Source organism: Nocardia sp. NPDC055321 (genome assembly GCF_053645575.1).
Window position 1 is genome coordinate 33,421 of the sequence record NZ_JBSHMS010000028.1, and the last position, 14,382, is coordinate 47,802.

At 69.3% G+C, this 14,382-nt stretch carries 12 protein-coding genes; 11 read left to right on the forward strand and 1 reads right to left on the reverse strand.

Going from position 1 to position 14,382, the window contains the following annotated elements:
• Positions 1-87: 87 nt before the first annotated feature.
• The 11 genes from ACWIGI_RS33660 to ACWIGI_RS33710 all read left to right on the forward strand — a co-directional run bounded on the left by ACWIGI_RS33660 (position 88) and on the right by ACWIGI_RS33710 (position 12,840).
• Entirely contained in the window at positions 88-2,298 is a 2,211-nt protein-coding gene (locus tag ACWIGI_RS33660) for a SulP family inorganic anion transporter (protein WP_454207243.1), read from the forward strand.
• 215 nt (positions 2,299-2,513) lie between these two features.
• Positions 2,514-2,933 carry a TIGR02611 family protein gene (locus tag ACWIGI_RS33665; protein WP_454207347.1) on the forward strand — a complete coding sequence of 140 codons (420 nt, stop codon included), beginning with the start codon at positions 2,514-2,516 and terminating at the stop codon, positions 2,931-2,933.
• Complete coding sequence (locus tag ACWIGI_RS33670; protein ID WP_454207245.1) at positions 2,900-3,562, forward strand: (2Fe-2S)-binding protein; 663 nt, start codon at positions 2,900-2,902, stop codon at positions 3,560-3,562. Before ACWIGI_RS33665 ends, ACWIGI_RS33670 begins: the two co-directional genes overlap by 34 nt.
• Positions 3,563-3,732: 170 nt before the next feature.
• Positions 3,733-5,790: a threonine--tRNA ligase gene (thrS, locus tag ACWIGI_RS33675; RefSeq protein ID WP_454207247.1), complete on the forward strand. Its 2,058-nt coding sequence runs from the start codon at positions 3,733-3,735 to the stop codon at positions 5,788-5,790.
• Positions 5,787-6,416 (forward strand): HIT family protein, encoded by a 630-nt coding sequence (locus ACWIGI_RS33680; RefSeq protein ID WP_454207249.1) that lies wholly within the window; start codon positions 5,787-5,789, stop codon positions 6,414-6,416. Before thrS ends, ACWIGI_RS33680 begins: the two co-directional genes overlap by 4 nt.
• Position 6,417: 1 nt before the next feature.
• The gene (gene pgsA, locus ACWIGI_RS33685) at positions 6,418-7,107 is read left to right on the forward strand and encodes a phosphatidylinositol phosphate synthase (RefSeq protein ID WP_454207251.1); all 690 of its coding nucleotides are present in this window, start codon (positions 6,418-6,420) and stop codon (positions 7,105-7,107) included.
• Entirely contained in the window at positions 7,104-8,102 is a 999-nt protein-coding gene (locus tag ACWIGI_RS33690) for a phosphatidylinositol mannoside acyltransferase (protein WP_454207253.1), read from the forward strand. Before pgsA ends, ACWIGI_RS33690 begins: the two co-directional genes overlap by 4 nt.
• Positions 8,099-9,223, forward strand: a complete 1,125-nt coding sequence (locus ACWIGI_RS33695) for a glycosyltransferase family 4 protein (protein WP_454207254.1) — start codon at positions 8,099-8,101, stop codon at positions 9,221-9,223. Before ACWIGI_RS33690 ends, ACWIGI_RS33695 begins: the two co-directional genes overlap by 4 nt.
• Positions 9,223-10,266 carry an NUDIX hydrolase gene (locus tag ACWIGI_RS33700; RefSeq protein WP_454207348.1) on the forward strand — a complete coding sequence of 348 codons (1,044 nt, stop codon included), beginning with the start codon at positions 9,223-9,225 and terminating at the stop codon, positions 10,264-10,266. Before ACWIGI_RS33695 ends, ACWIGI_RS33700 begins: the two co-directional genes overlap by 1 nt.
• A gap of 196 nt (positions 10,267-10,462) precedes the next feature.
• Positions 10,463-11,131, forward strand: a complete 669-nt coding sequence (locus ACWIGI_RS33705) for a hypothetical protein (protein WP_454207256.1) — start codon at positions 10,463-10,465, stop codon at positions 11,129-11,131.
• 83 nt (positions 11,132-11,214) lie between these two features.
• Positions 11,215-12,840 (forward strand): hypothetical protein, encoded by a 1,626-nt coding sequence (locus ACWIGI_RS33710; RefSeq protein ID WP_454207258.1) that lies wholly within the window; start codon positions 11,215-11,217, stop codon positions 12,838-12,840.
• Positions 12,841-13,185: 345 nt separating this feature from the next.
• Here ACWIGI_RS33710 and ACWIGI_RS33715 read toward each other — a convergent pair whose 3' ends face one another.
• Entirely contained in the window at positions 13,186-14,316 is a 1,131-nt protein-coding gene (locus ACWIGI_RS33715) for an acyl-CoA dehydrogenase family protein (protein WP_454207259.1), read from the reverse strand.
• Positions 14,317-14,382 lie beyond the last annotated feature (66 nt).

Here is a 14,382-nt window from a genome sequence, read left to right on the forward strand (position 1 = left end):
GCCAACGCCGTCCACAGCATCTTTCGATGCCTTCAGAACATGTTCGACATCTTGCGGACCGCCCAGCGGTCCGGAGTAGGAGCCGAAATGTCCACAGACACCGATTCACCGCCCGGCAGAGCGGACCACTGGTCCACCACTCTGCTGCGCCACGATCTGCCCGCGTCATTCGTTGTATTCCTGGTAGCCCTACCCCTGTCCCTGGGCATCGCCGTGGCCTCGGACGCCCCGATCGCCGCGGGCCTCATCGCCGCGGTCGTCGGCGGCGTGGTGGTCGGCATTCTGGGCGGCGCGCCGCTCCAGGTGAGCGGTCCGGCCGCCGGTCTGACCGTGGTGGTCGCCGAGACCATCAACCAATTCGGCTGGAAGATGGCCTGTTTCGTCTTCGCCGCGGCCGGCGTCCTGCAGATCCTGTTCGGCTTGAGCCGGATCGCGCGCGCCGCGCTCGCCATCGCGCCGGTGGTGGTGCACGCCATGCTCGCGGGCATCGGCATCACCATCGCGCTGCAACAGCTGCACGTGCTGCTCGGAGGGGCGTCGCACAGTACAGCTTTCCAGAACATCGTGCAGCTGCCGGGGGAGCTGACTTCTCTGCACGGTGACGACGTACTCGTCGGCGGTGTGGTCATCGCCATCATGCTGGGCTGGAAGTACGTTCCCGACCGCCTGCGCGCGCTGCCGGGACCGCTGGTGGCGGTCGCGGTCGGCACCGCGCTGTCGCTGGTCCTGCCCGGCAACATGGAGCGAATCGTGTTGAGCGGCTCGCTGTTCGACGCCATCGGCCTGCCCGAGGTGCCCTCCGGGAACTGGGGTTCGGTCGCGCTGGCGGTCCTGACCATCGCGCTGATCGCGAGTGTGGAGAGCCTGCTGTCCGCGGTGGCCGTGGACAAGATGCAGACCGGCCCGCGCACCAATTTCGACCGCGAGCTGGTGGCCCAGGGCGCGGCCAACGTCACCTCGGGCCTGCTCGGCGGTCTGCCGGTCACCGGTGTGATCGTGCGCAGCGCCACGAACGTGCAGGCGGGCGCCAAGTCCAAGAATTCGGCACTGCTGCACGGCATCTGGATCCTGGTGTTCTCGGTGCTGCTGGTCGGCGTCGTCGAGCAGATCCCCAAGTCGGCCCTGGCCGGCCTGCTGATCGTGGTCGGTATCCAGCTGGTGAAGCTGGCCCACATCCGGCTGGCCCGGCGCACCGGCGATCTGCTGGTGTACGTGGTCACCGTGCTGGGCGTGGTGTTCGCGAACCTGCTCGAGGGCGTGCTCATGGGCCTGGTGCTGGCGTTCGCGCTGCTGCTGTGGCGCGTGGTGCGCGTCGTGGTGACGGCGGCGCCGGTGACCGGGACCGACCGCTGGCTGGTGACGGTCGAGGGCACCTGCACCTTCCTGGCCCTGCCCAAGCTCTCCTCGGAGCTGGCCAAGGTGCCCGAGGGCGCGGAGGTGCTGCTCGAGATGAGCGTGGACTTCCTGGACCACGCCGCCTACGAGGCCATCCACGACTGGGCCAAACAGCACGAAAGCACCGGCGGGAACGTGGAATTCGTCGAGCTGGGCACCGCGCCCATGGCTGACGCCGTGAGCGGTCCGCCCGTGCGCGGGCGGTCGCGCGGCCTGCTCGACGCGGTACTCAAGCCGGGACAGGACGGCGACGGCAACCCCGTCACCTCCGGTGTGGCGGCCTACCACCGCCGGCACGCCCACGTGGTGCGCCCGGCCCTGGACGAGCTGCGCGACGGTCAGAATCCGCATTCGCTCTTCCTGACCTGTGCCGATTCGCGCATCGTGCCGAACGTCATCACCAGCACCGGTCCGGGTGACCTGTTCACCGTCCGCAACGTCGGCAACCTGGTGCCGCCGCAGGGGCGCGACAGCTCCATCGAGGCGGCCATCGTGTTCGCGCTCGAGGAGCTCGAGGTCGATCACCTGGTGGTGTGCGGGCATTCGTCCTGCGGGGCGATGCAGGCCCTGATGTCGGGCGCGCCCGCGGGTCCGGGCCTGGGCGATTGGCTCGGGCACGCACAGAGCAGTGTCGAGCGCTGGATGCAGCGGCATCCGGTCGGCACGGCCGCCGCGGACGCGGGTTTCCGCGCGACCGATCAGCTCGCGATGGTGAACGTGGCCGTGCAGCTGGAGAATCTGCAGGCGCACCCGGTGGTGCGGCGCGCGATCCTCGAGCGGGGCGTCACGCTGTCGGGCATGTTCTTCGACATCGGGACCGCGCGGGTGCTCGAGGTGTCCCACGACGGCATCGCCGAGATCACCGACGCAGACCTATCGGCCCTGGCCGCCGCGCTCGGCTGAGGCAACGACCGGGGCGCGGCGGCCACCGCGCCGCCTTCGCCCCGGTCGCGGCCCCGTCGGCGTGCCCCCGTGCGGGTTCTCGCACGGGGGCCGGCCGCGTGTCACGCACGTACGCTGGCGGTGTGCGCACAGAGAACGACACGGCGGGGATCACGGCCGCCGCGAACGATCCGGCCGCCGCCGGAGCCGACACCGCCGCGGCCGACACCGCCGCGATCGACGCGATCACCGAGAACGAGCCGGGTCGCTGGCGCGCCTTGCGGGCCTCGATCGCCGCGCGCCCTACCCTGAACATCACCTACCGGATCGCGGTGGGAGTCCTCGGCCTCGTCGTACTGACGCTCGGGATTCTCGCGATTCCGTACCCCGGCCCGGGCTGGCTCATCGTCTTCGCGGGCCTGGGCATCCTGGCCACCGAATTCGCCTGGGCGCACCGGACACTGCACTGGACGCGCGGGAAATATCGGACCGGCATGGACTGGCTGGCCCGCCGGGGGATCCTCGTGCGCGGGCTCGCCGCACTCGGTACCGTCGCCATCGTGATGGCGACGCTGTGGTTGCTCGGCACCTTCGCTGTCCTCGCCGGTCTGATCGGAGTCGAATGGGAACCATTGAGCAGTCCGCTGTTTCGGTGAACACCGGACCGGTGATCGTGCCCGGCACGCACCTGCTGGACGCGCGCTGGCTCGGTGAGCGGATTGCCGACATGGGAGTGTCCTGGGGGACGGGCAACACCCGTGTCGCCGGGACGCTGTGGTGGTGCATGGCCGCTTCCTCCCTCGTCGCGCCGGTGGTCGGGGCGTACGCCGCCGGTGATCCGGCGCCCGATACCGATATCGAGCGGATCTCCTGCGAGATCCGGCCCGACGGCGGCGTCGAGCGGGTGTTCGCGCTCGGCACGGTGGCAGCCGACCAGCAGGCGGGCCAGGTGCTGCGGCATACGCTCTCGCAGGTCGTTCCGGTCGTGGCCGAGGCGTCCGGGGCGGGCATCGCCTCGCTGTGGGCGATCGTGGCCGACGCCATCGGAAATCGCGCGCTCGACCTGGGCGATCAGGAGGCCGGGGCCCGTCTGGCCCGGGACGTGGCCGGCCGGCTGCCGGTGCCGCGGTTCAGTGATGTGGGCGCCCGCACTTTTGTGCGCCGCATCTCCTGCTGCCTGGTGTTCGAGGTCTCGGGCTGCGAGATGTGCACCAGCTGCCCCAAACGCCCTGCCGCCCAGCGCGAAGCACTGCTCAGCGAGCTCGCCGCCCGCGGCGAGGGCTGACCGCACCGCTTCCGGCGCCCGGCCGCGGCACCCCGCGCGTCGGGCGGCGCGGGCGCGGACACCCCGGCGGCCGGTCCATCGGCACGCCCCCGTCACCATGCCGATAGCATGGTGCGCGACCAAGCGGCGGGCTTTCGCCCGTCCACGACAACTCCAAGGAGCGCTCAGCCGTGACCACCTCAGTGCCGAAAACCCCAGTCGCCCTCGTCCGGGTGTCGGCCGGGACTACGGCGGGTGCCGCGGTGCGCGAGGCCGACCTGCCCAGCAAGGGCCCCGAGGCCGTGATCGCCGTGCGTGACGGCGAGGGCAATCTCAAGGACCTGTCCTGGATTCCCGAGATCGACGAAGAGGCCGAGGCCGTCACCGCCGATTCCGAGGACGGGCGCTCCATCATCCGGCACTCGGCCGCCCACGTGCTGGCCCAGGCCGTGCAGCAGGAGTTCCCCGAGGCCAAGCTCGGCATCGGCCCGCCCATCAAGGACGGCTTCTACTACGACTTCCAGGTCGATCGCCCCTTCACCCCCGAGGATCTCACCAAGCTGGAATCCCGGATGAAGAAGATCATCAAAGGCGCGCAGCGCTTTTCGCGCCGCGTCACCGATGTGGAGTCGGCGCGGATCGAACTGGCCAAGGAGCCGTTCAAGCTCGAGCTCATCTCCGACAAGTCGGGCATCGACGATCCGGAGATCATGGAGGTCGGCGGCAAAGAGCTGACCATCTACGACAACCTGGATCCGCGCACCGGCGAACGCGTCTGGGGCGACCTGTGCCGGGGCCCGCACATCCCGACCACCAAGTACATCCCCGCCTTCAAGCTGACCCGCAGCTCGGCCGCCTACTGGCGCGGTGATCAGAGCCGCGAGGATCTGCAGCGCGTGTACGGCACCGCGTGGGAATCGCAGGAGGCGCAGGACGAGTACCTGGCGCTGCTGGCCGAGGCCGAGAAGCGCGATCATCGCAAGCTCGGCGTCGAGCTGGACCTGTTCTCGTTCCCGGACGAGCTGGGTTCGGGCCTGCCGGTGTTCCACCCCAAGGGCGGCATCATCCGCAAGGCGCTCGAGGACTACTCGCGCGATCGGCACATCGCCGCCGGCTACGAGTTCGTGAACACCCCGCACATCACCAAGGGCCACCTCTTCGAGGTCTCGGGCCACCTGGACTGGTACCGCGACGGCATGTTCCCGGCCATGCACCTCGACGCCGAGTACAACGACGACGGCACCGTGCGCAAGCCCGGGCAGGACTACTTCGTCAAGCCGATGAACTGCCCGATGCACAACCTGATCTTCCGTTCGCGCGGCCGGTCCTACCGCGAGCTGCCGCTGCGGATGTTCGAGTTCGGCTCGGTGTACCGCTACGAGAAGTCCGGCGTCGTACACGGCCTGACCCGCGTGCGCGGCATGACCCAGGACGACGCGCACATCTACTGCACCAAGGAGCAGATGCACGCGGAGCTGACCACGACCCTCGGGTTCGTGCTCTCGCTGCTGCGCGACTACGGCCTGGACGACTTCTACCTCGAGCTCTCCACCAAGGACCCGGTCAAGTTCGTGGGTTCGGACGAGCTGTGGGAGGAAGCCACCGAAACCCTGCGCAAGGTGGCCACCGATTCCGGGCTGGACCTGGTGCCGGATCCGGGCGGCGCGGCCTTCTACGGCCCGAAGATCTCGGTGCAGGCCAAGGACGCCCTCGGGCGGACCTGGCAGATGTCGACCATTCAGCTCGACTTCAACCTGCCCGAGCGGTTCGAGCTGGAGTACACCGGCTCCGACGGCGCCAAGCATCGCCCGGTCATGATCCACCGCGCGCTGTTCGGCTCCATCGAGCGGTTCTTCGGCGTGCTCACCGAGCACTACGCGGGCGCGTTCCCGGCGTGGCTGTCCCCGGTGCAGGTGGTGGGCATCCCGGTCGCGGAAGCCTTCGCCGAACACCTCGAGGGTGTGGTGGATCGGTTGCGGGAGCACGGCATTCGCGCCGAGCTCGATCGCAGCGACGACCGCATGCAGAAGAAGATCTTCAACCAGACGGCCCAGAAGGTGCCGTTCATGCTGCTGGCCGGCGCCCGCGACGTGGAGGGCGGCGCGGTCAGCTTCCGGTTCCGCGACGGCACCCAGGTCAACGGCGTCCCGGTCGCGGACGCGGTGGCGACCATCGTGGACTGGGTCAAGCGGCGGGAGAACACCTCTCCGACGGCCGAGGGCTTCGAGATCCGATCGGCAGGCGTATGAGTGAGCGTGGGGTTTCCGGTGGTCTCGCGGAAGGGGCTGCCGGGCAGGAGGATTCGGTAGGCACGATCGTGGATCACGGTGCGGGCGAGCCGGATCGGCTGCAGCGGCTGTGGACGCCGTACCGCATGTCCTACATCACCGGGGCCACCGCCGAGCGCAAGGAACGCGCGGAGCAGGATCCGGACGCGCCCAAGAAGACCGGGCACCCCTTCACCGACATCCCGCAGATGTCGGATGAAGACGGCCTGGTGCTGGCGCGCGGTGAATGGGTGTACGCGGTGCTGAACCTGTACCCCTACAACCCCGGTCACATGATGGTGGTGCCGTACCGTCGCGTCGCCAACCTCGAGGATCTGACCCCGCAGGAGAGCGCCGAGCTGATGGCGTTCACCCAGCAGGCGATCCGGGTGATGAAGCGGGTCTCGCGGCCCGAGGGCTTCAACGTCGGCCTGAATCTCGGTGGTGTTGCCGGTGGTTCACTCGCCGATCACCTACATCAACACATCGTGCCCCGCTGGAGTGGCGACGCGAACTTCATTACCGTCGTCGGCGGTGTGAAGGTGATGCCGCAGCTGCTGCGCGAGACGCGGGCGCTGCTGGCGGAGGCATGGAAGGAATCCGAATAGCGTGCTGAGCTTCTTCGGTCGCGAAACGTTCGCCAAAGCGACCGCGCCCCTGGGCAAAGCGCTGGTGGGCACCGGTCTGACCCCGGACGCGATGACGCTCATCGGTACCACCGCCACGATCGCCGCGGCGGTGACGCTGTTCCCGTCGGATCATCTGTTCTGGGGAACGATGGTGATCTGGCTGTTCGTCATGTTCGACATGCTGGACGGCGCCATGGCACGGGCGCGCGGCGGCGGCACGAAATACGGTGCGGTGCTGGACGCCACCTGTGATCGGGTGGCCGACGGCGCGATCTTCGGCGGCCTGGCCTGGTGGGCGGTGTACAACGAGGGTTCGCGCGAGCTGTTCGTGGCGACCCTGGTGGTCCTGGTGACCTCGCAGGTCATCTCCTACGCCAAGGCCCGCGCCGAGGCCAGCGGGCTCTCGGCCGACGGCGGGCTCATCGAGCGGCCGGACCGGCTCGTCATCGTGCTGGTCGGCGCTGGATTCACCGGTATCGGCGGGCATTTCGGCATCGAATGGCTCTCGTACGCGGTGTACGCGGCCATGTACGTCCTGGCGGTGCTGAGCATCGTCACCGTTTTCCAGCGGGTGCTGGCCGTGCGTAATTCGCCCGGCGCCCGCGAGGTCATCGCTCCCGTGGCGGCGACCGGCAAGTCGAAGAACGCGCCGGAGGAACCGCAGCGGTGAGCACCGATTTCACGTCCGCGATGACCGACAAGGCATACGCGGCCGGGTGGCGACTGGTGCGCGGGCTCCCGGACGGGACCGCGCGCCGGATCTTCGACGCGGGCGCGGACGCCGCCGCCCGCCGGGCGAATCGCGCGTCGCACGCCGGGCACCCGAATCAGTTGCGGCGCAACCTGGCCCGCGTCATCGGCACCACGCCCGAGGCGGTGCCGGACACGCTGATCCGGGACAGCATGCGGGCCTACGCCCGGTACTGGCGCGAGGCGTTCCGGCTGCCGTCCATGGATCACGCGGAGATGGCGCGCTCGGGCATCATCCAGGTCGCGCAGATCGAGAATCTCGAAACGGCGCTCGAGGCCGGGCGCGGCGTGGTGCTGGTGCTGCCGCATTCGGGCAACTGGGATATGGCCGGCATGTGGCTGGTGCAGAACTACGGGCCGTTCTCCACTGTCGCCGAGCGGCTGCAGCCGGAATCGCTGTTCAAGCGGTTCGTGGAGTATCGCGAGAGCCTCGGCTTCGAGGTGTTCGCGCTGACGGGCGGCGAACAGCCCCCGTTTCCCGCGCTGGCCGAGCGACTCCGGCAGAACCGGGTCGTGTGCCTCATGGGCGAGCGCGACCTGACCGGCAAAGGTGTGCCGGTGAACTTCTTCGGCGAGCGCACCTGGATGCCCGCCGGCGCGGCCAAGTTAGCCGTCGAGACCGGCGCGGCACTGATCCCGGTGCACGGCTGGTCCATCGTCGACGAACAGGGTCGCGAGGCGTGGCGCTTCAAAACCGAACAGCCCCTTGACGTCTCGGACGGGGTGGAAGCCGCGACGCAGGCGCTGGCCGCGCGCTTCGAGGCCAACATCGCCGAGCACCCCGCGGACTGGCACATGCTGCAACCGCTGTGGGAGGGTGATCTGTCGCCCGAACGGCTCGATCGCATCGCGGCCGCACAAGGCCAACTCGGCTATCGGGCACCGGATATCGCGCGGGGGGACAGCGCACTATGAGAATCGGCATGGTCTGCCCGTACTCGTTCGACGTGCCGGGCGGCGTGCAGTCGCATGTCGTGGAGTTGGCGCAGGTCCTGATCGAACGCGGGCACAAGGTGAGCGTGCTCGCCCCCGCCTCGGAGGACACCCCGCTGCCGGACTTCGTGGTCTCGGCCGGGCGCGCGGTCGCCATTCCCTACAACGGGTCGGTGGCGCGACTGTCGTTCGGGCCCACCGCCTACACCCGCATCCGGCGCTGGATCACCGACAACGATTTCGACGTGCTGCACATTCACGAGCCGAACGCGCCGAGTCTGTCCATGCTGGCGCTCAAGATCGCCGAAGGTCCCATCGTGGCGACCTTCCACACCTCGACCACGAAGTCGTTGGTGCTCAGTACTTTTCAGGGCGTACTGCGCCCGTACCACGAGAAGATCAGCGGGCGGATCGCGGTCTCCGAGCTGGCCCGGCGCTGGCAGGTGGAGGCCCTGGGCGGAGACGCGGTCGAGATTCCCAACGGCGTGGACGTGCCCGCCTTCGCCAATGCTCCACTGCTGCCGGGCTATCCGCGCGCCGGCGGCAGCGTGCTGTTCCTGGGCCGGTTCGACGAGCCGCGCAAGGGCATGGACGTGCTGCTGGGCGCGTTGCCCGAACTGGTGCGCCGCCACCCCGAGGTCGAAGTGCTGATCGTGGGCCGCGGCGACGAGGACCGTCTGCGCCGCGAGGCCGGGGAGAACGCCTCGCACCTGCGGTTCCTGGGGCAGGTCTCGGACGCGGACAAGGCCTCGGCCATGCGCAGCGCCGACGTGTACTGCGCCCCCAACATCGGCGGCGAGAGCTTCGGCATCGTGCTGGTGGAGGCCATGGCCGCCGGAACCGCCGTGGTGGCGAGCGATCTGGACGCCTTCCGCCGGGTGCTGCGCGACGGCACCGCGGGCATGCTGGTGCCGGTGGGCGACTCCGATCGGCTCGCCGAGGCCCTGGACACCGTGCTGACCGATGTCGAACGCCGCGAGGAACTCGTGCGCACCGCCAATCAGGTGGTCGGCGAATACGACTGGCCGGTGGTGGCCGAGCAGATCCTGCGGGTCTACGAAACCGTCACCGTGGGTGACCTGCGCGTCAGGACCGCCGGGTGATCACTTTCTCCGCGACGGCCATTCTGGTCCTCGCACTCGTCGCCGCGCTCGTCATCACCATCGGCGTCTGGGCGTACACCACCGCCAATCGCCTGGACCGCCTGCATGTGCGCTCGGATCAGGCGCGCAACGCGCTCGACGCGGCGCTGGCCCGGCGCGCGGTGGTGGCCCGATCGGTGGCCGCGGTGCTCGGGGTGCCGAGCGCGGACCCCGAGTTGTTCGAGCAGTCGCGGCGGCTCATCGCCCTGGCGGACCGGGCCGAGCGCTCGGACTGGCAGGCCCGCGAAGCGGTGGAGAACCAGCTGGCCGGCGCGCTGTCGGCGGTCGACATCGATTCGCTGCCACCGCAATTGGTGGCCGAGCTGGCCGACGCCGAGGCGCGCGTGCTGATCGCGCGGCGCTTCCACAACGACGCGGTGCGCGACACCCTGGCCCTGCGCACCCGCCGCCTGGTCCGCGTGCTGCACCTGGGCGGCACCGCGCCGCTGCCCACCTATTTCGAGATCGCCGAACGCGTCACCCCCGCCGCGTCCACCGGCCTCGAGGTCGACACCGTGCGCACCTCGGCGCGCGTGGTGCTGCTGGACGAACAGGACCGCGTCCTGCTCCTGCGCGGGCGCGACCCCAAGGTGCCGGACGTGGATTTCTGGTTCACCATCGGCGGCGGCGTCGAGACAGGGGAGTCGCTGCGCGAGGCCGCGATTCGTGAACTCCACGAGGAGACCGGCCATGTCGCGGACCCGGCCGGGCTGCGCGGCCCGCTCTGGCGTCGCGTGGCGGTGTTCCCCTTCAACGGCGAGCTGATCCGCTCCGAGGAACTCTTCTTCGCCCTGCGGGTGCGCAATTTCGAGCCCGTGCCCGCGAAGCTCGACTTCATCGAGCGCCGCTCGATCACCGGCAACAAATGGTGCGCGCCGGAGGACATCAAGACCCTGGACCACTCCGGGGAGACCGTGTATCCGTACCACCTGGACGAACTGCTGGCCGAGGCGATCACCGCCGCCGACGCCACCGCCGATCCCGAGGTCCGCTCGATCCGCTGACAGGCGGAACCGGGCCGTCGCGCCCGGCTCGGGTCGCCCGCGGTGGTGGCGTATTCGAAGGGCGTCGTCCATCGCGCCGATGCCTCGGTCGGTATCGCGTTCCAGTGGCCGGGACTTTAAGCGAAAGTTCTTAGTTTCGGCGGTGCGGGCGGTTACCGTGGGCCGGTCAATGGTGATCGGTGGCAAGGATTTCGGTATGAAGCTGATGTACGCGCTGTGGGGTTCGGGGTTGGACGAGCGGCTGCACGCCGCGGAACTGCGGAACCGGCTGGCCGATGTCGGGGCGAGCGAGTGGCAGGTCAACGTCCGCGACGCCGACGTGGCGGCCGCGCAGGTGCGGCATTCGACCTACGAGACCCCGATCGACGCGATCGTCAGCGTGCGCACCCGGGGCGGGCACGAGGCCGTGACCGCGGCCGTCGCCTCGGTGGCCGACGAGGTCAACGGCTGGATCGTGGACGAGCGGACCCCGATCGTCCCGCCGCGGGTGGAGAACGGCACGCGCACCGACGCGCTGTCCAACTTCGCGCTGCTGCGCATCCCGGCAGAGCTCACCCGCGAAGAGTGGCTGCACATCTGGCACGATCGGCACACCACCGTCGCCATCGAAACCCAGGACACCTTCGGGTACGTGCAGAACACCGTCACCGAGCCGATCACCCCGGGCAACCGGGTCGACGCCCTGGTCGAGGAACTGTTCCCGATGGCGGCCATGACCAGCGCGCACGCCTTCTACGGCAGCGGCGGCGACGACGCCGAGCTCCAGCGCCGGGTCACCCGGATGATGGAGAGCGTGGTCAGCTTCGGCGCGCACCTGAACCTGGATCTGGTGCCCACCAGCCGGTATGTCTACTCCCTGACCTGATCCGGGGGCGAAAACCAGGCGCAGGCAACGGTATGCGCGCGCTAGTCTCGGGGCCACTGTCCCGACGGAAGATCTGAATCATCATGACGCATACCGTGCCCGGTGCAGCGCAGCCCCGAGCCGACGACCGGTACGACGAGTTCCTCGCGGGCGTGCGAACCCGATTCGCGGAGCGGGACCCGGGGGAGTTCGACCTCTTCACCGTCGACACCGACGGCCTGTTCGAGGTGTTCCTGGGCGAGCTGCCGCCGGATCTGGTGGCGGAGAACACCTGTGGGACCTGCCGCGCCTTCGTGCGCAGGTACGGCGGACTGGTGACGATCGGCCCGGACGGTACGGCCGAGTCGGTGCTGTGGCACGGCGACGGCACCCCGCCGATGTACGCGAAGGCGGTCGCGGCCCTGGCCGAGGTGGTCGAAAACCGTCCTGTCACTTCGGTTTTCCGCTCCGCAGAGCACAGTTGGGGCGCCGGGGAGGCCGGTGGCTGGACCCACCTGTCGGTGACCCCGCCCGCCGAGTTGATCTTCTCCGCGGGCGGGCTGTACACCGCGCGCCAGTACGCCGCGGCCAAGCGTGAGGACCGCGCGACGCTCGAGCGCGCCCTGGCGGAGTTCCCGCACGAGGTCGTGAAGAAGGCGGTGGCGCTGCTGCGCACCGAGCAGCTGTATCGTTCGGACGCCGTGCTCGGCGCGGGCTCGTGGCTGCTCGCGCTGCACGAGCGGCTCGCATCGGTGCGCGGCAAGGGCGTGGCCGCACGGCGGCAGCGCGAGAATCTGCTGTGGCTGGCGACGGCTTCCGCTCCGGCGGGCTACTGCCACGTCAAGAGCGGCATGATCGGCACGCTGCTCACCGACCTGGCCGACGGGCTCGCGCACGCGGATGTGACACGCCGCTTCGCCGAGAAGATGCACCCGCTGCAGTATCGCCGCCCCACCGCGGCCCCGACCGACCAGATGATCGCCCGGGCCGAGCGGGTGATCAGCGAGTTGCGCGCGGCCGGCTCGCTCGAGCGCCGGTTCGCCAGGCTCGCGGACGTGCATCCGATGTGGTCCCCGGCCGCGGTCGACGCGGCGCCGGCCGAGGGCGTGTTCGGGCATCTGAAGCCGGCCCGGAAGCAGCGCGCGGCAACCGATCTCGACGGCGACCCGGTCGTCATCACGTGGGAGAAGTTCGCCCGCACGGTGCTGCCCGGGGCCGAGCACATCGAATTCTCGGTGCCCGAGGGCAAGGCCGGTTACGGCGCGATGGTGACCGCGGCCGACGCGGACGCGCCGCCGATCATGCAGTGGGACAGGCCCGATCGCCGAAATCCGGTGACCTGGTACGTGTACGTCAACGGCTCGCCGGCCACACAGTGGGGACTGCGCCCGGGGAAGTACCACGACGTGACCGCCGTCGTCGCGCATCCGGCGACCTGGCACGTCGAGGCCGACACCACGCACCGCGAGCAGGCCGTGCTGTTCGCGCTCGCGGGTGCGACGGACACGACCTACACCAAGGGCGCGGGGTTCTTCCCGGAATTCCTGTCGAGCGAATTGCACGAGATTCGAAAGACATTGGAGGCGTACGCGAAAGACGCGGTGGTCGCGGACAGGGACGCCGCCGAGGTGTGCGGACTGCTGGTGTCCAAAGGCGGCGCACTCAATCACACCTTCCGCGTGACGTCGGGGGGAATCCGAACCCGCTATACCCTCGATCGCTGGGATTAACCACCGGAACGAGAAATCGGTGGTGGCACCGGCCACCACCGATTGTGCACTCGATGCCGTTCGAGCGGTTGCGGATGTGGGCTCCGCACATGTGGGCTAGGGTCGGACACGCTTGCCGCACACCGGGTGTGGTGAGCTGGAACTGGAGGTGACTCGTTCGTGTCCTACCTGCTCTATGACTTTCTCATGCCCTACATGGGTCCCGCGGCCGCGGAATACTGGGCGACGGTATTCGTGCTGGAGCCGCTGAGCAATCAGTAGCCGAACCGTGCCGGATCACCGCGTCGGGGACCGTGAATTACCGGTCCGGCGCACTGATCCGGCGGTTCGAGACGCTCCGGAATATCAGCCCAGCGGGCTGTGACCCAGGAGCACATGGCCGGTGAAGCGGAGCTGCTTGGCACGCGGGAGCGGGTGGAACAGGCAGCCGTGAATATCGCGGTACCACATTTCCAGCGGAAGCCCGCGGGAATAGCCCGCGCCGCCCACGGTTTCGATGGCCAGGCGAACGGTTTCGATGAGCTTGTCCGCGGAAACCGTTTTGCGGCTGAGGATCCGGGCGGCGTTGGCATCGGTGTTGTCGAAGTTCAGATCGTCCGAGGCGGTGAACATGGCCTCGATCAGATCGACGGCCGTGACGTACGCGTTCATCATCTCGCCCGCCGAGCCGACGGTATGCGCGTCGGCCCGCCCCGCCAGCAGCTCCGTCACCGTTTCCACCGCACGATCGGCGATGCCCAGGTAGGCGGCCATGACCAACGGCATGGCCGCGCCGATCACCGTGTTGAGCACCGGCGGCCAGCCGGTCGCCGGACGATTCAGCGAGACGGCGGCGTCGGGCACGAAGACATCCTCGAACACCAGGGTGTGTGAGCCGCTGGCCCGCAAACCGATGGTGTCCCAGGTCTTTTCGATGCGCACGCCGTCGGCGGCGAGCGGTACCGCGAAGTGGAGCACGCGCGGGCCCTCGGGGGAATCCTCCCAGCGGACGCTGGTCACCGCGATGGTGCCCGACTCGCAGCCGCTGGCCGGCGCCTTGCGCGCGGTGATGCGGTAGCCGCCCTCGACCTTGACCGCGTGGCCGTTGGACTCGACCCAGTCCGAGGCGCCGGTGCTGACCAGGATCGCGCCCGCGGCCACCTTGCCGAAGACCGCGCTCGCGTCGATGCCGTGCTTGTGCCGCCAGACCTGCGCGGCGACCAGGTGGGTGTGCATGGCGAAGGCCACGGCGGTGGAGGGGTCGTGCCGGCCGAGAACGCGCAGGATCTCGCCCATCTCGCGATGGCTCACCCCGCCGCCGCCGAACTCCACCGGCACCAGCGCGGCGCTCAGGCCCGAGGATCGCAGCAGGTCGAAGGCCTCGGTGGAGAATTCTCCGGTGCGGTCACGCTCGGCGACGCCGTCGCTCAGTTTCGTCCCGACGGCGGTGGCGGTGGCGATCCAGTCCAGGGTGGTGGGTGCGGTGGTAGTCGTCATGTGCGTTCGGCGCCTATACCTTTCGAGCGAAAGGTATCGAGGGGTAGCGCCTTCCTCCTTGTGATG